The following is an 18,461-nucleotide window of genomic DNA, read 5'->3' as shown; positions in this document are numbered from 1 at the left end:
AAGCGACTACCAGCCCCGGCCGCGCGGCCATTGATCAATCAAATAGCCGTCTTCGATGACCATGTAGTGATCGAACTGGGCCGCGGTCGCACAGGCATGATTGGGGGCGATCCGGACCTTGTCTCCGACCGCCAATTCAGGTGCCTCGCCGGACGCATGGGCGCCGCGGCTGATGACGCCGTGCTCCTGGTTGGCGCCGCGGAGGATGAGCCCGCCCAGCGGCTGGCCCTGCAGGTCCCAGACCTCGCCATAACCAAAATCGACCGCCTGCCCCTCGGTTCCGCGATCGCGCGACATCGCCATCCATCCGGCATCGGTCAGGGTCCAGCCCTTGGCGCGCTGATGGCCGATGACGCTGCTGAGCACAGAAATCGCAATCTCGTCATGGCCGCAAACGCCGAGCCCGGCCATCACCAGGTCCTGGAAGGTATAGACCCCGGCCCGCACCTCGGTGACGCCCTCCAGGGAGGTCGCGAAAAAGGCGGTCGGCGTGGATCCGATCGAGACGATGTCGATCGGGTGACCCGCCTCGCGCAACCGCCCGGCGCCCAGTACGGCCAGGCTGCGCTCCTGATCGGCCATCTCTCGGATCGCCTCGACGGAAGCGCAATTATAGGATCCGCCCGCATGGGTCATGACCCCGCCGAGAGCGAGGCCGGGCACTTGGCAGGCCTGCGCCAGCTCCAGCAAGGCATCGCTACGGGGGTCGATGCCGGCACGGTGACCATCCACATCCAGCTCGATCAGAGTGGTGAAGGTGACGCCGAGCTCGGCGCCCCTCGCGGCCACACAGACCGCCATCTCCACACTGTCGAGGATGATCTTGATATCGGCCCCGCGGGCCATCAGGTCAGCGATCTGATCGAGCTTGTTGGGGGCGATACCGACGGCGTAGAGAATATCGCGCTGACCTGCCGCGAAGAAGTATTCCGCCTCGGCCAGGGTCGAGACCGTGATGCCAGAGACAGCGCCGGCCTGTTCCAGCTCGGCCTGAACGTCGAGCGATTTATGGGTCTTCACATGCGGCCGCAGCACCCCGCCCAGGCCTGCGATTTGCTCGGCCATGCGGCGCAGATTGCGCCGCAGCACAGCGCGATCGAGCAGCAGGCAAGGCGTGTTCAGGTCGTGCAGGCTCTGACGGGTAACGGACATGGTTTGAAGGAGACTCCGCTGCCGGCGCCAGGAATGAGTCCTGGCCCGCAAAAGGGTCCTAGCATGGCCAGTGCAGCGATGCGATTGGCCGATGTCTAGCCGGCCCGGCAGTTAAGTCTTCAACAATCGCTTGCGGCTAGCCTCAGCCTGAACCCGCGCTTTGCATGCGGGCATTTGGGGGCCAAACGCATGCCCGTTAACCGGTTTTTCTACTGGCTCTGCATTATGCTGGTGATCCTTGAGATCGTCTACGGGATCTACTGGGCGGTCCCCAATATCGGCATCCGGCTGGGTGTGTGGCCCGCGGATTGGAATACCGGACTGGCGACGCTGATCGAAACCCTGAGCTTCTGGCAGGAAGCGGCGTTCTTTAGCCATATCGTGCTCAACTGCATCGCACTGCTGGCCTTGTTCAACCGGTCCGCCGCCTGCATCCCCGCCTTTGGGGTCGCCTTCATTCTCGACCGTATCGACTGGATCATACTGGGCTTGAACCCGGACTCTCTCAGCCTCGCAGAATCCAGCTTGGATAGGTTCATCTACGCCTTTGGGGGCATCGGCCTGATGGCCATGCTGCAGATGATGTCTATCGCCCTGATGGCGAGCCTGTTGTTCAACGGCCAGCTGTCCACCCATCTGCAGTTCTGGCGCCGACCCGCGCAGTGATGTCCGGGCAAGAAGAAACCGCGGCCCGTCTGGACCGCGGTTCTTCGTTTCGATGAAAGCCGGTCGGGTCTAGCGAACCTCGCCCGCGACCGCCCACATCACATCGCGCAGCGCGTCGATTCGTGCCGCATGTGCAGAACCATTGTCAGCGTCCGGCAGGCTGCGCGACAGGCGACGCAGTTCGGAAGACAGGCCACGGTCGGTAGTACCCGCCTCGATATGCTCTGCCGCACGGCCCAAGGCTGACGATACGGTTTCGGCAGCATCAGCAGACATCACCTCGCCGCGCACCAGCTGGTCGACATAAGCCATACCGACCACCGGATGATCCGGCCAGCTCACCTGGGTCTGCTGCTGCGGATTGAACACCTCGCCCTGATTGGCCAGCGCCGCGGCAGCGATCTCGTTCTCGGTCAGGAACTCGCTCGGTGCCAGCTCGAAGACGTCGAGACCACGGGCGATCTCGGTGCCGTAGATACGGCCGTCATACCAGTAGGACGACCAGTAGCCACCGGAGATCATGACGTCCTCATCGATCGGACCCCGATCAAAGAAGGCAATCTCGTACGGATTGGCCGCATCGGTGAAGTCGATCACCGTCAGCCCGCCCTGATACCAGGACTGAACAAAGATATCGCGGCCCGGGACCGGAACCACGGACCCATTGTGGGCAACGCAGTTCTCTTCCTCGGTCTGAGCAGATGGGATCTTGAAATAGCTGGCAAATTCAAGCTGGCCATTGTCGATCTCATAGATCGCATTGGCGCCCCAGTCAGACGGGTCCTGGGCCCGGCAACGCGGACGGCCGCCACCACCCCACTCATCGGTGAAGAGGACTTTCGTACCGTCATTATTGAAGGTCGCCGAGTGCCAGTAGGCGAAGCCCTGGTCGACGACAGCATCAATCCGCTGCGGCGCACGCGGGTCGGAAATGTCGAGAATGATGCCATTGCCCGAGCACGCACCGGCCGCCAGGTTCAGGGACGGGAAGACGGTGATGTCGTGGCACTGGTCTGTGCGACGGGTGGACTGGGTACCCTCGCCATGATCACCACCGGCCCAAAGCCCGGCAATCCGGCCGGTCTCGTCGTCAGCAAAGACGCGCGGGCTGTCGACGATGCGCGACGCCGCCGGGTTGGCGACCGGGATCTCGATCACATCGATGGAGAAGAGCGCGGTTTCATCATCACCCGGCAGACCGGCGACACAGCCGGCCAGTTCTTCTTCCGGACGGATCGAGCTGGTACCGGAATTATAGACGATGATCGTGTTTTCATCGCTGGTGACCACGGAGTGGGTGTGCGAGCCACGGCAGGTCTGGACCTGACCAACCTGGCGCGGAACCACCGGGTTGGAAATGTCGAAAATCCGGATGCCACGAAAACGCTCTTCGCTGACTTCCTCTTCCACGCCCTGACGGCCGCAATCGACGCGGGCGCGTGTATCCTGGACCGAGACGATCAGCAGATCGCCGACGATGGACACATCGCCCTGGCCGCCCGGACAAACGACCGAGCTGATCAGCTGCGGCGTATCACCGGCGATGTCGTAGACATTGAAGCCGTGATAATTGCCCGCGACCATGAGGTCATTGGCAAAGGCCATGTCGGTATTGGAGAAGCTCAGAAAGGGGGAGCGGTCGCCGAAGCGGCGCTCAACCTCTTCGTCGGTCGCCTCGGCCGGGATTTCCGGTGGCAAACCGGCCGGGTTTTCCGCATCGAAGAAGCCGGTCGGCTTGGGCAGGCTCGCCAGCATTACCAGGTTGGAAATCGCCTCTTCGGCATCGCGGAAACCGGCAGCAAGGCCGTTACGCGGGTCTTCCGACAGGCCGGACAGCAGCGCATCCATGCGGCGGATTTCCGCCCGCTGCTCGCCCCGCACATCATTGACGAAATCGAACAGGACCGGGTCATAGGCCGAGCCACGCTGACGCAGCAAGTGGTCGACCATTTCCACCGCACCATCATGGTGGGCAATCATCAGCTCGAGGAAGAGGGCATCGAATTCGGTACCGCTGGCGGCTGCGAGCGCTTCCATCTGCGCCGGGGTCGCCATACCGGCCATGTCGTGATGACCATGATGCGCATGATGCATGGCGTGCGCATCATTCTGCGGATCCGGGGCATCCTCGCCGCGCTCGATCAGCCAGCCGCGCATGAACTCGATCTCGTCGGCCTGGGTCGCATCAATGCGGCTGGCGATATCGCGGACATCCTCAAGGTCAGCCCGGTCAGGCACCAGGGCAGACATCTGCACCGCCTGGAAATGGTGCAGGATCATGCCCTGCATGAAACGGACATCGTCCTCGGAATAGCGGTTCGCGGCGATCTGCACCGCTTCCTCAGCGGTGAGCTCGCGGCCATCCTGGCCCGGGGCTCCCGGCTGTACGATCGGTGCGTCCTGGGCCAGAACTGCCCCGTTCAAGGTCAAACCGGCGGTCAACGCAATCATTGCGGACCCGATGCTAAGCTTCGCCTTCAAGGCCATGTCACTCCTCCCGACTGGACAAGCCGGAAACATTAGAGTGTGAACGCCCGTCGGCAAGCCTCTCATACCTGCAAGGAAAACGCGGTTGTTCCAGCTTACCGGGCGAGCACCCCATCGATGAACTCGATCATCACCTCACGCGCCGGTGAAACCTCCTCCGGATCGATCATGTTGAAATAGAGCGAGGCGTGCGTGTCGTCGGGATAGTGCGCATAGCTGATCAGACCGGCCGCGGCATGCCCCTCGACCAGGGTCTGGAAATGCTCGGTATAAAGCCCGGTCTGGGCTTCCGAGAGGATCAGCATCGGCGCCTGCAGCGCATTGAGATAGGTCAGCGGAGAAGCCGCCTCATGCCCGGCGCGCGGCCCGAAAACGCCGATGACATGGTCACGTGCCGCGTCTTCACCCATTCCGTCCCGGATCATCCCGTAATAGTGCGGCACGTCATACGTACCCGCGACCGGGATAGAGCCGGCGATGGCATCCAGTGTTAGCCCGTGCGCCACAAGATAGCTTTCATCCGTTGCCAGCAGGGCAGACAGATGACCCCCGGCGGAAAAACCGCTGACAAACAGCGCCTCCCGGTCGAGCCCGTACGTCTCGGCATTGTCCCAAAGCCAGGCAAAGGCCCGGGCCACGTCTTCGATATGCGCGGGATGCTGCACGCCTGTGTCGGGCAGATTCTCCGACATCCAGCGCCCCGGGCTGAGCCGGTAGGACATGACGGCAACGGCAATGCCCTCTTCAGCCAGGGCCTGTGCCAGCCCCATCTCATGCTCACGCCCGCCGGAGGCCCAGGCACCCCCATGGATCCACAACATGGTCGCTCGGGGCGCTCCGTCCGCCGGGAGCACGAGGTTCAACGCATGCCGCTGCGGGTCCGCCCCAGCGCCCTCGAAATAGGCGATATCGGTCAGCGTGCGGGTGGAGGCGATGTCCTCCTGGGCGAGGGACAGGCCGCCCGTGAAGAACATCGCCAGCCCCGCCGCCGCGGCGGCAAGACGTTGGGTGATTGCTTTGATGGTCATGATTTTCTCCTGCCCGCCTGTCACAGCCGGCGCGGTGTGAGTTGGAAAGAACGGGCGGTTCTAGCGGTCGGCATCCGGGGTGAAGACAGGCATATCGACGTTGAAGCGCTCTATGCTCCTCTCGCCGTCCGCCCCGTAACTGAATCGGATCATGGCGGCGCCACCGAGGCCCGGGTGCGCGGTCATCTCGCCCTCGGGGGTGAGGCCGCGAATAGTCTCTACGCGTGTACCGTCCGCAGAATAGGTCCAGCCGACGCGCTGCTGTTCACTACCATCGGCTGCAAGGGTCCAGGACGCGGTGCGATTTCCACGCGCATCATAGGCGGTCCGGGTCATCAGGCTGCCCCAGGAAAACACCTGTGCATTGCCGTGGCGGTCAAAACCGCGCAGACCGATCTTGTTGCCAAGGGCATCGTAGAGATGCTCGCCCAGATGCACGCCGGGGCGATTGCCCTCTACGGCATTGCCGTCGCGGTCATAGACCTGCCAGCGGATGAAATTGCCCGCGAGGTCGTAGGTAATCCGGTCGATCCCGGCGCCTGATGCATTATTCGTGGGCACGCCGTCGAGACCGTAATTGCGCATGAAGGCCAGCTTGCCATCGGCATCATACTCCAGCTTGATCTCGTAGAATTCGAGCTCGGGCCGCATCGGCATCATATCGCCGTTCAGATCATAGCGGCGCTCGAACAGGTGACCATCATCGGATGGGCGCCAGTCATAGCGGTGGACACCCCACTCGCTTTCGCTCGGCTCACCCTCGGCACCAAAGAAGGCCAACGAGGTGCGTTCGCCATCCGCGTCGAGCGTGTAAACGGCAGAATAGACATTGCCATGCGCGCTGATGCGTTCGCCCCGGGTATTGTAATAGCGGTGGACCTCGCGTCCCTGCTCGTAGCTGATGCGGACATCCGGTGCGAACCAGATGAAACTGTCCCAGACACCATTGTCCCAGACCGGCTGGCTTCCGACCTGGTAGACAATGCGGCTCACCCGGCCCTGATCATCATGTTCGAAGGCGTAATGAGCCGCCTCGGAGGCTGTTTGCGTATCGATGGGGTGAATGCCGCGATAGGCCGCATAGGGCGTTTCGCGAAACATGAGATGCCGGTACTGGTCGGCATGGGCTGCCCCGCCGATCGAAGCAAGCAGGGCGAGGGCAAGCGAAATCCGGATCATGGCTGCAACATCCTCCACATCAATGAGCGGCACGTAGCGCATCCTGCATGGTATGAGCAGCGCGAAGAGAAGCTGGATCGAACTTATCGTTTGAGGGCCGGCGCCCGGTTCGGCGCGGCGATAACATCCGCCGAGCTTTACAGCCGGGGTGAGGGTTGTCGTAAGCTGGCGGAGCAAACTGCTCTCCGTCACTCAATGGGATCAAGGCCGTGAACGAGACACTCCTGGGCGTGCTCTATTTCGCCGCCGCGACCCATGCCCTCATGATCACCCTGGTCCTGGCGAACAAGACCCGCGGGCGCGGTCCCGGCGTGCTGCTCGCCCTGATCACCGGGTTGATGGGCTACAAGCTGTTCGAGGGCGGCATGCTGCATTCGGGCTTCTACCCGAGCGCACCTCACCTGCTCGACCTCCTGCCCGGCATGGTGCTCATCCTCGGCCCGGTCTTCTACGCCTATGTCCGGCGCATGACGGGACATGCGCCCTATCCGGCCTGGCTTTGGGCGGTCCAATTGCTGCCGGCGGCTGCAATCTGGATCTATAACGCCCGTCACGTCTTCCAGCCCGCAGCCGCGAAGATCGCCATGTGGGAGGCTGTGCTGAGCCCGGCCACACAGGCGCTCCCGCCCGGGGTCATTGTCCAGCTGGTGGCGATCAAGCTCTTCCTGCTCGCCTATCTCATCCTGTCCTGGCGAATGCTGGGCAATTACGCCGCCCGCATCGACACGCTGCGGGCCGATGACAGCCGCACCCTGCTCGCCCAGATGCGGTTTCTGGCGATCTCGCTCCTGGCGCTGGAAGCGGTGTGGGTGGGGCTCTTCCTGGCCCAGCAGGGGTTCGGCGTGGGCACGCTGTCGCATGTGAGTAGTGCCTGGCTTTTGTTCATGGCGGCGATCATCCTGACCATGGGATATCGCGGCATGCAGGATGCCGACTTCCTGCTCACGCCGGAAGAACGCTCCCTCGCCGAGACACCGCAGACCGCGCCGGCGGCACAGGACGCCAAGATAAAATACCTGCATTCCGCCCTGCCGGAGAGCGCATCGCAGGAGATCGCCGAGCTGATCGAGACCCGGCTTCGCGAACACCAGGACTATCTCGACGAGCGCCTGACCCTGACCAAGCTGGCTGCGAATATCGGCATGAAGTCTCACACGGTATCGCAGGTCATCAACCAGTATATGGGTTCGAATTTCTACAAGCTGGTGAATGCTCATCGCGTCCAGCACGCGATCGACATGATCGATGCCCCGGGCCAGCATTTCCCGCTCGAGCGCATCGCGATCGAGAGTGGCTTTTCCAACCGTGTCACCTTCAACAAGGCGTTCAAGGCCAGCCTGGACATGACACCGTCGCAATACCGGACCCGCAAGAAACAGGCGTCCTGACAGGCCGACCAAGCCCCAAAACCGGAAAATGCGTCCCGAAACATGTTTCGGGTCGTCCTCAATCATGCTTCCGGACGACGCGAGCGAAGCGGGGCCGTAACGATGGGGTCATGTTCAACCATGACAAGGACCCGATAATGTCTTCCCTCCCCGGTTTCTCCGCCCTCGCCCTGACCGCCCTGGCCCTGACCGCAAGCCCGGCAGCCGCCGCCAGCCCGCTCGACCTGCCGGCCGCCATCGAGTTCGGTGCATCGCCGGCTGCGCTCACCGGCACGTTCGACCAGCTTTGCGAGACCTACCAAGTGCGCCAACTCGACCCGGCCGAGCTGCCGATTGCCCAGGACAGCCACACCCAGGTCGACTGCCAGGGCTTTGACCATGCCGGACGCGGACGTCTGGCCGAATTCGTCTTTGCCGACGACAGCCTCGCCTTCATCTGGATCCTCACGGACGCATCAGAAGAAAGCACCCATCTCGCCGCCCTGCGCGCACAATACGGCACCCCGTCGCACGACACGCCGGGTTTCGTGGCGTTTGCCGACCACAACGTCGTCCTGCGCCGGGATATTCCGGAATTTCTCTATTACGGCCAGGCCATCGCTCCGATGTATCGCGGCTGGTTCGACCAGATGGCCGCGCAATAACGGAAAGCGGACAAGACGCCGGGGCCGCGACGCAGGGCCCCGGCCACGCCTCAGCGATGTATGGATTTCAAACGCCTGCGACGCGCCTAGGCCAACGTCGCCATGTCGATCACGAAACGGTATTTCACGTCGCTTTTCAGCATGCGCTCATAAGCCGTGTTGATATCGGCCATGGCAATCATCTCGATATCCGAGGCGATGCCGTGCTCGGCGCAGAAATCGAGCATTTCCTGGGTTTCCGCGATACCGCCGATGAGCGAGCCGGCGAGCGAGCGCCGCTTCATGATCAAGGGGGCCATGCCCGGTGACGGGTGCGGCTCGTCGGGCAGGCCGACCATGACCATCGTGCCTTCAAGCGTAAGCGCGTTGAGATAGGGGTCGAGCTTGTGCGGCGCCGCGACGGTGTTGAGGATGAAGTCGAACTCGCCGCGAACCGCCTTCATCTGGGCGCGATCCTTGGACATCACGACGCGGCTGGCGCCGAGCCGGCGGGCATCATCGGCCTTGCCCGGCGAGGTCGTGAACAAGGTCACCTCGGCGCCCATGGCAGCCGCGATCTTCACGCCCATATGGCCCAGACCGCCCAGACCGACAATGCCAACCTTCTGGCCCGGCCCGACCTTCCAGTGGCGCAGCGGGGAATAGGTGGTGATGCCGGCACAGAGCAGCGGTGCGGCGGCGGCCGGGTCCATGCCCTCGGGAATCCGCAGCACGAAATCCTCACGCACGACGATATGGCGCGAATACCCGCCATAGGTCACAGACCCGTCGGGCAGGACCTTGTCATAGGTCCCCGTCATGCCGTTCTCGCAATACTGCTCGAGCCCCTGATCGCACGGCGCACAGGATTTACAGCTGTCGACCATGCAACCCACGCCAACCCGGTCGCCGGGCTTGAATCCGGTCACCTCGGCCCCGACCGTCCGGACCCGGCCGATGATCTCGTGTCCCGGGACAATGGGGTAGGTCGTGCCGCCCCAGTCATTGCGCGCCGCATGCAGGTCGGAATGGCAGACGCCGCAATACTCGATGTCGATGGCAACATCATTCGGCCGCGGGTCACGGCGGTCGATGGCCATCGGCGCCAGAGCGCTGGTTTCAGACGTGGCCGCGTAGGCGCTGACATTCGGCATGATGATTTCCCCGGCTTTGTTTATCCCGCCTATCTAGCGCAGCCTGGCGACGGGGCAAAATTCGGGGTCAGCCGGACTGCGTAACCTTGACCCAGTCGATCTGGATTCCGACGCCCTCGCGCTGGATCAGCTCGGCCGCGGCCGGCGGCAGGCCATAGCCTGGCACGTCGATGCCATTGGTCTTGCGCGGATATTCCCCACCGATCGCGAGATTGAGGATCATGTGTTTGGGGGTGTCGAACTTCCACTCCCCGTAAACCTCGACCATGGGCCGCGTGACCCGGTAGATGACCCGGTCGTCAATCGTGAACAGAACTTTCTCCTCGTCCCATTCAACGGCATAGACATGCCAATCGGTCGCGTCGGTTTCCGGCGGGAAGAAATACTTGTTCACCAGCGGCGTATCACCGGAATAGCCCGGCCCGTGCAGGGCGACGCCAGTCCAGTCCTTCTCTCCGACATATTCGAGAATATCGATCTCACCGGTCTCGGGCCATTCGCCATTGCCCAGCAGCCAGAAGGCCGGCCATACACCTTCCAGCGCCGGCATGCGGACCCGGGCCGCGGCCCGGCCATGGGTGAAATCAAACTTGTCGCGCGTATCGATGCGGCCGGACACATAATCCGCCACGCGCCCGGTGGGCGTCTTGAAGCCCGCACGGTGCAGCGCGCGCAATTCCAGCACGCCTCCGGTCGCCCCCTCGACGGAACCGGCAGGCAAGAGCCGGATGGTCTCCTCACTGTCGATATAGGCCTGCTCTTCCTTGTTCACCCAGAAGGCCGGCCCTTCAACATTCCACTTGCTCCGGTCGAGCGACGGGGCATTGAACTCATCCAGAAAGACAACCTTGTCACTCCGGTCTTTGGCGGCAGGCGTCTGAGAGGTCTGGGCAGTCATGTCAGGAACTCCGTCAAGGCTTCTGGACCGGGCCGGAACAGAATAGGCGGCCTCCAAAAGCGATGCCGGGAAACTAAGTCGCCCGCCCCCCGGATGGCAAGGCCGTTGGATTTTACCTCGCCATACAGCGACATAACGCGCCATGGCATTCAAGCGGCGCTTCGATCTAGTTTCCTGTTTCACACGCTGAGTCTAGGCTTGCGCGACTCGCTCAACTGCAAGGGCCCACTATGGATTTCCAATGGATCGCGATCGCCCTGGGTGATGTCGTCTGGATTTTCATTGCCTTTGTGCTCGGCCTGCTGGCCCGCTTTGCCGGCCTGCCGCCCCTGGTCGGCTTCCTGGCCACAGGTTTCCTGCTCAATGCGTACGGCATTGCCAGCGGGGAGATGCTGGAAAAGCTCTCTGACCTGGGCATCACACTCCTCTTGTTCACGGTCGGGCTGAAGCTCAATCTGCGCACCCTGGCGCGCCCCCAGGTCTGGGGTGTCACCACCTTGCACACGGCGACCATCGTCGTGGTCTTCGGCTTTGTCATTTACGGGCTAGCCCTGGCCGGCATCCCGTTCCTGACCGACCTCGATCTGCCGCAAGCCTTCCTGATCGCCTTTGCGCTCAGTTTTTCCAGCACGGTCTTCGTCGTCAAAGCCCTGGAAGAGCGCGGCGAGATGACCTCCATGCACGGCCGGATCGCCATCGGCATTCTCGTCATGCAGGACATTGCCGCCGTCGTCTTCCTCGCCGTGTCGACGGGTGCCCTGCCGTCCGTCTGGGCTGTCTTCATCGTGCTGCTGATACCGCTGCGCCCTGTCCTCCACCGCCTCCTTGAGCGCGTCGGCCATGGCGAGCTGCTTGTACTTTACGGCTTCCTGCTGGCCATGGGCGGGGCGGAATTGTTTGAACTGGTGGAGATGAAGGGCGATCTCGGGGCTCTCGTGCTGGGAATCCTGATCGCCAACCACCCCAAGGCTGACGAGCTGGCCAAGACCATGCTCAGCTTCAAGGACCTTTTCCTTCTGGGCTTCTTTCTGTCGATCGGCCTCGCGGGCCAGCCAACTCTGGAAACCCTGACGGTCGGCGCCCTGCTGGCTCCCGCCGTCCTGCTCAAATCGGCTCTTTTCTTCTACCTCCTGACGCGTTTCAAACTGCGCGCCCGCACCGGCCTGCTCGCCTCGCTCAATCTGACGACCTACAGCGAATTCGGCCTCATCGTTGCGGCGATCGGGGTCAGCAATGGCTGGATCAGCACGCAATGGCTGATCGTCATCGCCATTGCCTCGGCGCTGTCCTTCGCCATGGCGGCGGGGCTGAACATGTTCGCCCACCGCATCTACACGCGGCACCGGGACTTCTGGAAAGGCCTGCAGCGCGAGGACTTGGTCGCGGACGATCAATCCCTCGATACGCGCGGAGCAACCATCGCCATTATCGGTATGGGCGGTGTCGGCACTGGCGCCTATGACAAGATGCGCGAAATTCACGGAGATTGCGTGCTCGGCATCGACATCGACCCGATCACCACGGGCAATCAATGTGAAATGGGGCGCAATGTGCTGCACGGAGACCCCAGCGACGCCGATTTCTGGGACCGGATCCAGGCGGCCCACAAGCTCGACCTGGTTCTGCTCGCCATGCCCAAGGTGACGACCAATCTCGCAGTTGTCCGCCAGCTCAAAATGGCGTCTTTCGCCGGGACGATCGCGGCCATCGCCAAATTCCCGGACGAGGTCGAGGCCCTGGAACAGGCCGGTGCGGCCACCGTGTTCAACATCTACACCGAAGCCGGGGCCGGTTTCGCTGGCCATGTCATGGCGCAGAAACAGCCCCCGGAAGTGAGCTAACCGGCGAACCGGGCCGTTGAAATTGGCTTTCCCTATGCCGCCTGCATCGCCTTGCAGCCGGGTCAGCCTAGCCCAGCAAGAGCTCCGCCAGCACGCGTTTGTGATGCGCCTCATCACCGCTCTGCGCGCCGTGCCAGATCGCCCGGCGACGATGCAGCTGGGCATCACAGTCATAGGTGAAGCCAAAACCGCCATGGAACTGGATCGAGCGGTCGCCGGCCCGGCTATAGGCCTCAAGTGCAGAGACCTTGGCCATCCGCGTCGCCACTTCACCCTCGCCCTGGCGATCAAAGCAATGCGCCGCGCTGTAAACATGCGAGCGGGCCTGCTCATAGAGCACATAGGCGTCGACCATGGGGTGTTTGAGCGCCTGGTAGGCGCCAATGGGTTTGCCGAACTGGGTCCGGGTGCGCAGGTAATCCAGCGTGTAGTCGATCAGGGCCAGATTGGCGCCTGCCATATCGGCGGCGGAGAGGAGATTGGTGCACAGCTGGACATGCGCCAGCGTTGCCGCGGCCTGGCCGTCCGGCATTAAGCGGGCCGCCGGCACGGTGATGCCGTCTAGGGTCAGCTCATAGCTGCGGCGGGTTTCATCGACCACGGTCTCGCGCCGCAAGGCGCCCTCGGGCCAATCACCGGGCTCCAGCAAGAGGAGCGCCGGCCCGCCTTCATGCGTCACCGACACGATGATCAGGGCCGCGTCCGAGGCATCCGCCACGAAACGCTTCTGCCCTGACAGCACGACACCGTCGCCGGCCGGTGCGGCCTGACAGGCCGGCGCGCCCAGGTCCCAGTCTCCGCCCGCCTCCAGCACGGCCAGTGTCGCGGCCTCCCCGGCCGCCAGTCGCGGCAACCAGGCCTGTTTCTGATCCTCGGTAGCGCCGTTCAGCAAGGCCTGCGCGGTCAGGGTCGTCGACACGAAGGGGGAGTTGAGAAGATAGCGCCCCATGGCCTCGGCCACCGGTACAACTTCGGCCAGGCTTAGCCCGACGCCGCCATAGCTCTCCGGGATGGCGATGCTGAGCCAGCCCATCTCGCCAATCTCTTTCCAAACCGCAGGGTCATAGCCCCGTTCATCGGTCAGCAGCCCGCGCACGGTCTCGATCGGGGAGCGGCCACGGCAGAAATTCATCGCGACTTCAAGCAGATCACCCTGTTCCTCGGAAAATCCGAGTTCGCCAAGCTTTTCCATGATCGCCCCCTATCCCTTCGGCAGACCGAGCGCGTGCTCGGCCACGATATTGCGCTGAATTTGCGAGGTGCCGCCGCCAATGGTGGCGGAAAAGGCATTGAGATAGGCGCGCGTCCACAGCCCATCATCAACCGCATTGGGATCACCGACATAATAACCGCCATCTACCCCTGTCAGGGAGACAGCAAATTCATTGATGCGGCGCGCGAACTCGGTCGTCATAAGCTTGGAAGCCAAAGGTATGCCAAACGGTTTTTCCTGGTTGAGCGGCGGCACAGCGAGGCGCTGACGGCACAGGGCGTTGGACTGGATCTCGATAATGAAATCGACCAGCTTGTCCTTCAGGACCGGGTCCTCGATCGCCGGCCTGCCGCCGCGTTTCACCCGGCGCGCCAGATCCACGACATCAAAGGCATTCTGCTCGGTGATGATATAGCCACCAGCCTGACCGCCGCGCACACCGCGCTCGTATTCGAGCAATTGCATGGCGAAGGTCCAGCCCTGGCCTTCCTGCCCCATCAGCCCCTTGGCCGGGATGCGGGCTCCGTCAAAGAAGGTCTGGGTGAAACCGTATTCACCGGTCAGCTTGCGGATCGGCATTGTCTCCACCCCGGGCACGCGCATCGGGGCCAGGAAGAAGCTCAGACCATCATATTTGCGCGGCGCATCCGGATTGGTCCGGGCCAGAAGGATCATGTATTTGGCGTAATTGCCCTGGGTGGTCCAAATCTTCGATCCGGTGATGACATACTCATCCCCGTCGCGGACGGCCCGGGTCTGGGCATTGCCCAGATCAGAGCCGTTTTCCGGCTCGGAAAAGCCCTGGCACCAGATATCCTCGGCCGAGAGGATGCCCTTGAGATATTGCGACTTCTGCTCTTCGGTCCCGATGTCCAACAACATCGGACCGGTCCAGTTCAAACCGATGGCATTCAGCATGATCGGGGCGTCATGCTTGCGCATCGCCGCCGTCGCCGCCTTCTGGAATTCCGGGTCCAGCCCCCCACCGCCATAGGCCTTGGGCCACGCCGCACCGAGATAGCCCGCCTCCCAGACCTTGTTCTGCCAATCGCGCAGGAACTCGAATTGCTGGTCCGTCCCCACCTCCATGAAGGTGAGCGGCAGACGGAAACCGGGATCCTTCACCGTGTTTTCCGCGAACCAGGCCTCCGCCGCGGCGGAAAACTCGGCCAATTCCTTTTGATCGACGGCGCTCATCGCCCTCTCCTTCTTGCTACCTTGCTACGCTGCGGTGCGGGTGAAACGCTCACCCGGCTTCGGCGGCGTGGCCGGCGGACCGGCAAAACACTGCGCTTTCGCCATCCAGTCACGGGCAATCTCGCCGGTGACCTGCAGGCGGGTATCCTCGATATTGCGGGTCTGGGTGACCACCTGGCAGAATTCCTCGGCCAGGCCTTCAATACGCCCGCTATCGCCGGCCTCGCCATGGCTCCAGACCTCGCCGGACGGCGCCGTCAGCACCACCTGCGGCATCGGTCCGGGCGCCTCCTGCCCGTGCGCCATATAGGTCCAGCGATAGGTATTCACGCCGAGCACGACGATGCCGCGGATACGGTCCTCATTGGCCCGCACCACGCCGAGCTCGTCATAGATTTCCTGGCCGTGCGCCCAGGTCTCCATCAGCCGGGCGGTGATGGAGGACCGGGCGCTCATGCTCGGCCCGACCCATTTCAGGCGTTGTTTCGGATCGGCCCCAGCAAAGGCGTCGGCCAGGCGTTCCGCCCCGTCGATCCAGGCTGCCAGGAGGTCCGGGCCGCTCAACCCGTCCAGCCGCTCGTTCTCGAAGACGCGCAGCTTGCCCTCCAGCTCGATCAGCCTCGCAAACTGGCGGTCGATCTCGGCCTCGTCGCTGAGCTGAAGCCCGGCCATCATGTTCCAGACATGCAGGTGCTGAAGCACATCATTGATGGTCCAGCCCTTGAACTGGGTCGGGGCCGCAAAGCGCTCGCCTTCAAGCGGTGCGAGCAAGGCATGCAGCGCCCTGGACTCGGCACGAAAATCCTCAGCTTCCTGCATCACCCGCCTCCTCTTTAATGGTCAAAATGAGATCACCGGCGGCCAGTTGGGCGCCTTCCTCGGCGAGCACTTCCGTGACCACACCGCCGACATCGGCGGTGAGCTGGTGCTGCATCTTCATCGCCTCCAGCACCGCCAGCGTATCGCCTGCAGCAACCCGGTCGCCCGGCTTGGCCTTGAGCTCGATCAGGACGCCGTGCATCGACGCGGTGATATCCCCGCCGCCGGCAGCCTCCACACCGGCGGCCAGCATCCCGGCCCGGTTTTCAAACTTGTAGACCTGCGCCCCGGCCTGCAGGAAGACCGCGCCCGGCCCGGCCGGATGCGCCACCAGGCTCAGCGGCACGCCATCGATCATGAGACGGACATCGCCCCGGGTTTGACCGCGCAGCTCGACCGCATGCTCGCCCTCCGACCCGGCGACCCGGAAGGTACCGTTTCCGGCCGGAATGACCTGCCATACTCCGGCTCCGAAATCGGCGCCGAAATCCGCGATCGACGGACGGGGCAGGGAGCTGGACCAGTCGAGCAATTCGTCGGGTACAAGAACAGACGCAGACTGCGCGCCTTGCCGGCCGAAACAGTGCATCAACACCGCCGCCGCCGCGCTCAATTCCGGCGCCGGGGGCGCGGAAAAGGCGCTGAGATCGGACCAGTTTTCGCCGATGAATGCGGTCGTCGCCTCGCCCTGGGCGAAATCCGGACGGGTCAGTGCATCGGCCAGGAAGGCCTGATTGCTCGGCACGCCGAACAGGGTCGTCTGCTCGATCGCTGCGGCGAGACGGCGCAAAGCGACTTCCCGCGTCTCCCCCCAGGCGAGGATTTTCGCAACCATTGCATCATAATAGGGCGAAACCTCGCCCCCCGTGGCGATGCCGTCATCACAGCGAATTCCCGCCCCGGACGGCGCCTTCCACAAGGCGATCGGGCCTGTGGCCGGCTGGAAACCCAGCGCCGGGTCCTCGGCATAGAGCCGCGCCTCGATGGCATGCCCGTTCAGCGCAATGTTCTCCTGCACCAAGCCGAGCGATCTGCCCTGGGCAACATCGAGCTGAAGGGCGACGAGATCGAGCCCGGTCACCATTTCGGTAACCGGATGCTCCACCTGCAAACGGGTATTCATTTCAAGAAAATAGAAGTTCCCGTCGGCATCGAGCAGGAATTCCACCGTGCCCGCGCCGCAATAGTCCACGGCCTTCGCCGCCTCGATTGCGGCCGCCCCCATCGCCGCCCGCAGCTCCGGCGTCATGACCGGGCAGGGCGCTTCCTCGAACACTTTTTGATGGCGGCGCTGAACCGAGCAATCGCGTTCCCCGAGATGGACCGTATGCCCCTGGGCATCAGCGAACACCTGGATCTCCACATGGCGCGGCCGCTCGACCAGCTTCTCCAGCATTAATTCACCGGAACTAAAAGCGTTTTCGGCCTCCGACCGGGCCAGATCCAGCGCCGTGGCGAGGTCCGCCTCACTATCGACCCGGCGCATGCCGCGCCCCCCGCCGCCGGCTGCCGCCTTGACCATGACCGGGAAACCGATCTCCCGGGCCGCCTCGACAAAGCGCGCTTCATCCTGGTCCTCGCCCTCATAACCGGGAATACAGGGGACACCGGCCGCAATCATCGCCCGCTTGGCCCGGGCCTTGTCACCCATGACCTCGATGGCATGTGCAGAGGGTCCGACAAATATCAGCCCCTCAGCTTCAACGGCTTGTGCGAAATCGGCATTTTCCGACAGGAAGCCATAACCGGGGTGGATCGCGTTGGCGCCGGAACGCCGTGCTGCCTCAATCACGGCAGCAGCATCGAGATAACTTTCCGCAACCTGAGCCGGACCAAGACGGACCGCCGCATCGGCAAAGGTCACATGCGGCGCCTTCGCATCCGCATCGGAATAGACAGCGACCGTCCGCATGCCCTGGGCCCGGGCGGTCCGCATGACCCGCAGCGCGATCTCGCCACGATTGGCGACAAGCAAGGTTTTGATCATCGCCATGGTCAAACCTCCTCGGCCCAAAGCGGCTTGCGCTTTTCGAGGAAAGCGGCAATGCCCTCCCGGCCTTCCTCACCCAGCAAGCGTCCCGCAAAATTCCGCGCCGCCGCATCGATCTGGGCGTCACGGTCGAGCCCCGGAAGATCAAGGATCAAACGCTTGATATCCGCCACTGCGCCCGGGGCACATTTGAGGACCTGCCGGCGCAATCCGGCCTCGATTTCGTCCAGCGCTTCAACGCCTTCAGCCACGAAGTCGGTGAATCCGAGATCCACGGCACCCTGGCCGTCAAAACGGGCCGCGGTCAGCATCAAGCGGCGTCCGGTGGAATAGCCCAGCTTGCGGATGACAAAGGGCGCGATCTGCGCCGGGGTCAGCCCGATTGCGGTCTCCGTGAACGCAAAACGCGCACCAGATTCCACCAGAATGACGTCGGCACAGCACGCCAGTCCCAGACCACCCGCCATCGCTGCACCCTCGATCGAGGCGATGACGACCTGCGGCATTGTATCGACCAGATCAAAGATCTCGGCGCCGGATCTGGACAGGGAAACAACGCCTTCGACCGGGTCAGTCGTCTCGCTGCTCTGATGCCCGGACTGGAACGCCTTGAGGTCACCGCCGGCACAGAAGACACCCCCGCGGCCCCGCAGGGTAATGCCGCGCACTGTACGATCCTCGCGCACATCGGCCAGTACCGCCCGCAAGTCTGCGGTCAGCTCGGCGCTGAGCGCATTGCGGCTTGCCGGCTGGTTGAACCAGATGGTCAGCCAACCCTTTTCGAACTCCAGCTCCAGCGCCGTAGTCGGTGGAAAGTCTCTCATGG

Annotated in this window: 15 protein-coding genes; 4 read left to right on the top strand and 11 right to left on the bottom strand. The window is 63.2% G+C overall.

What is annotated here, in order from left to right; genetic code table 11:
- Positions 1 to 6: 6 nt before the first annotated feature.
- Complete coding sequence (locus Q1V51_RS13115) at positions 7 to 1,152, bottom strand: alanine racemase (protein ID WP_300557079.1); 1,146 nt, start codon at positions 1,150 to 1,152, stop codon at positions 7 to 9.
- Between the two features lie 225 nt (positions 1,153 to 1,377).
- Here Q1V51_RS13115 and Q1V51_RS13110 point away from each other — a divergent pair, with 225 nt between their 5' ends.
- Positions 1,378 to 1,818 (top strand): hypothetical protein, encoded by a 441-nt coding sequence (locus tag Q1V51_RS13110; protein ID WP_300557077.1) that lies wholly within the window; start codon positions 1,378 to 1,380, stop codon positions 1,816 to 1,818.
- Positions 1,819 to 1,887: 69 nt separating this feature from the next.
- Here the strand turns inward: Q1V51_RS13110 and Q1V51_RS13105 are convergent, their stop codons facing one another.
- From Q1V51_RS13105 to Q1V51_RS13095, 3 genes are all read right to left on the bottom strand, one after another.
- Complete coding sequence (locus Q1V51_RS13105; RefSeq protein ID WP_300557075.1) at positions 1,888 to 4,269, bottom strand: DUF305 domain-containing protein; 2,382 nt, start codon at positions 4,267 to 4,269, stop codon at positions 1,888 to 1,890.
- Positions 4,270 to 4,400: 131 nt separating this feature from the next.
- Entirely contained in the window at positions 4,401 to 5,333 is a 933-nt protein-coding gene (locus Q1V51_RS13100) for an alpha/beta hydrolase (RefSeq protein WP_300557073.1), read from the bottom strand.
- A 60-nt stretch (positions 5,334 to 5,393) separates the two neighbouring features.
- Positions 5,394 to 6,545 carry a hypothetical protein gene (locus tag Q1V51_RS13095; RefSeq protein ID WP_300557071.1) on the bottom strand — a complete coding sequence of 384 codons (1,152 nt, stop codon included), beginning with the start codon at positions 6,543 to 6,545 and terminating at the stop codon, positions 5,394 to 5,396.
- Positions 6,546 to 6,721: 176 nt separating this feature from the next.
- On the opposite strand from Q1V51_RS13095, the gene Q1V51_RS13090 reads away from it, so the two are divergent.
- Positions 6,722 to 7,900, top strand: coding sequence for an AraC family transcriptional regulator (locus tag Q1V51_RS13090; protein WP_300557069.1), 1,179 nt, complete (start codon positions 6,722 to 6,724; stop codon positions 7,898 to 7,900).
- 137 nt (positions 7,901 to 8,037) lie between these two features.
- Positions 8,038 to 8,544, top strand: a complete 507-nt coding sequence (locus Q1V51_RS13085; protein ID WP_300557067.1) for a hypothetical protein — start codon at positions 8,038 to 8,040, stop codon at positions 8,542 to 8,544.
- An 86-nt stretch (positions 8,545 to 8,630) separates the two neighbouring features.
- Here the strand turns inward: Q1V51_RS13085 and Q1V51_RS13080 are convergent, their stop codons facing one another.
- Together Q1V51_RS13080 and Q1V51_RS13075 are read right to left on the bottom strand one after the other, a co-directional pair.
- A complete protein-coding gene (locus Q1V51_RS13080; protein ID WP_300557065.1) occupies positions 8,631 to 9,677 on the bottom strand; it encodes an NAD(P)-dependent alcohol dehydrogenase in 1,047 nt (348 codons plus the stop codon).
- A 67-nt stretch (positions 9,678 to 9,744) separates the two neighbouring features.
- Positions 9,745 to 10,575 (bottom strand): glycoside hydrolase family 16 protein, encoded by an 831-nt coding sequence (locus tag Q1V51_RS13075; RefSeq protein ID WP_300557063.1) that lies wholly within the window; start codon positions 10,573 to 10,575, stop codon positions 9,745 to 9,747.
- 230 nt (positions 10,576 to 10,805) lie between these two features.
- On the opposite strand from Q1V51_RS13075, the gene Q1V51_RS13070 reads away from it, so the two are divergent.
- On the top strand, positions 10,806 to 12,416 hold the full coding sequence (locus Q1V51_RS13070; RefSeq protein WP_300557062.1) for a cation:proton antiporter: 1,611 nt from the start codon (positions 10,806 to 10,808) through the stop codon (positions 12,414 to 12,416).
- Between the two features lie 67 nt (positions 12,417 to 12,483).
- On the opposite strand, the gene Q1V51_RS13065 is transcribed toward Q1V51_RS13070, so the two are convergent.
- Genes Q1V51_RS13065 through Q1V51_RS13045 form a run of 5 tightly spaced genes read right to left on the bottom strand, consistent with a single transcriptional unit; the run spans position 12,484 to position 18,459 of the window.
- Positions 12,484 to 13,608 (bottom strand): acyl-CoA dehydrogenase family protein, encoded by a 1,125-nt coding sequence (locus Q1V51_RS13065; RefSeq protein ID WP_300557060.1) that lies wholly within the window; start codon positions 13,606 to 13,608, stop codon positions 12,484 to 12,486.
- A gap of 9 nt (positions 13,609 to 13,617) precedes the next feature.
- Complete coding sequence (locus Q1V51_RS13060) at positions 13,618 to 14,826, bottom strand: acyl-CoA dehydrogenase family protein (protein ID WP_300557058.1); 1,209 nt, start codon at positions 14,824 to 14,826, stop codon at positions 13,618 to 13,620.
- Positions 14,827 to 14,850: 24 nt separating this feature from the next.
- On the bottom strand, positions 14,851 to 15,645 hold the full coding sequence (locus Q1V51_RS13055; protein ID WP_300557056.1) for a TIGR03084 family metal-binding protein: 795 nt from the start codon (positions 15,643 to 15,645) through the stop codon (positions 14,851 to 14,853).
- The gene (locus tag Q1V51_RS13050) at positions 15,632 to 17,638 is read right to left on the bottom strand and encodes an acetyl-CoA carboxylase biotin carboxylase subunit (RefSeq protein WP_300557054.1); all 2,007 of its coding nucleotides are present in this window, start codon (positions 17,636 to 17,638) and stop codon (positions 15,632 to 15,634) included. The genes Q1V51_RS13055 and Q1V51_RS13050 overlap by 14 nt, the downstream gene beginning before the upstream one ends.
- A gap of 2 nt (positions 17,639 to 17,640) precedes the next feature.
- Positions 17,641 to 18,459, bottom strand: a complete 819-nt coding sequence (locus Q1V51_RS13045) for an enoyl-CoA hydratase-related protein (RefSeq protein WP_300557052.1) — start codon at positions 18,457 to 18,459, stop codon at positions 17,641 to 17,643.
- Between the last annotated feature and the right edge of the window lie 2 nt (positions 18,460 to 18,461).

Source organism: Maricaulis sp. (genome assembly GCF_030149235.1).
Classification (GTDB): Bacteria; Pseudomonadota; Alphaproteobacteria; order Caulobacterales; family Maricaulaceae; genus Maricaulis.
The sequence above is the reverse complement of the archived record's forward strand: the minus strand, read 5'-3'. Positions and strand labels throughout refer to the sequence as shown.

What these genes read in the sequence shown, in the direction of transcription:
- Q1V51_RS13055 (WP_300557056.1), bottom strand. Translation starts at nt 15,645, where the DNA reads ATGCAGGAAGCTGAGGATTTTCGTGCCGAGTCCAGGGCGCTGCATGCC.
- Q1V51_RS13085 (WP_300557067.1), top strand. Translation starts at nt 8,038, where the DNA reads ATGTCTTCCCTCCCCGGTTTCTCCGCCCTCGCCCTGACCGCCCTGGCC.
- Q1V51_RS13115 (WP_300557079.1), bottom strand. Translation starts at nt 1,152, where the DNA reads ATGTCCGTTACCCGTCAGAGCCTGCACGACCTGAACACGCCTTGCCTG.
- Q1V51_RS13070 (WP_300557062.1), top strand. Translation starts at nt 10,806, where the DNA reads ATGGATTTCCAATGGATCGCGATCGCCCTGGGTGATGTCGTCTGGATT.
- Q1V51_RS13105 (WP_300557075.1), bottom strand. Translation starts at nt 4,269, where the DNA reads ATGATTGCGTTGACCGCCGGTTTGACCTTGAACGGGGCAGTTCTGGCC.
- Q1V51_RS13050 (WP_300557054.1), bottom strand. Translation starts at nt 17,638, where the DNA reads ATGGCGATGATCAAAACCTTGCTTGTCGCCAATCGTGGCGAGATCGCG.
- Q1V51_RS13045 (WP_300557052.1), bottom strand. Translation starts at nt 18,459, where the DNA reads ATGAGAGACTTTCCACCGACTACGGCGCTGGAGCTGGAGTTCGAAAAG.
- Q1V51_RS13080 (WP_300557065.1), bottom strand. Translation starts at nt 9,677, where the DNA reads ATGCCGAATGTCAGCGCCTACGCGGCCACGTCTGAAACCAGCGCTCTG.
- Q1V51_RS13100 (WP_300557073.1), bottom strand. Translation starts at nt 5,333, where the DNA reads ATGACCATCAAAGCAATCACCCAACGTCTTGCCGCCGCGGCGGCGGGG.
- Q1V51_RS13075 (WP_300557063.1), bottom strand. Translation starts at nt 10,575, where the DNA reads ATGACTGCCCAGACCTCTCAGACGCCTGCCGCCAAAGACCGGAGTGAC.
- Q1V51_RS13110 (WP_300557077.1), top strand. Translation starts at nt 1,378, where the DNA reads ATGCTGGTGATCCTTGAGATCGTCTACGGGATCTACTGGGCGGTCCCC.
- Q1V51_RS13060 (WP_300557058.1), bottom strand. Translation starts at nt 14,826, where the DNA reads ATGAGCGCCGTCGATCAAAAGGAATTGGCCGAGTTTTCCGCCGCGGCG.
- Q1V51_RS13065 (WP_300557060.1), bottom strand. Translation starts at nt 13,608, where the DNA reads ATGGAAAAGCTTGGCGAACTCGGATTTTCCGAGGAACAGGGTGATCTG.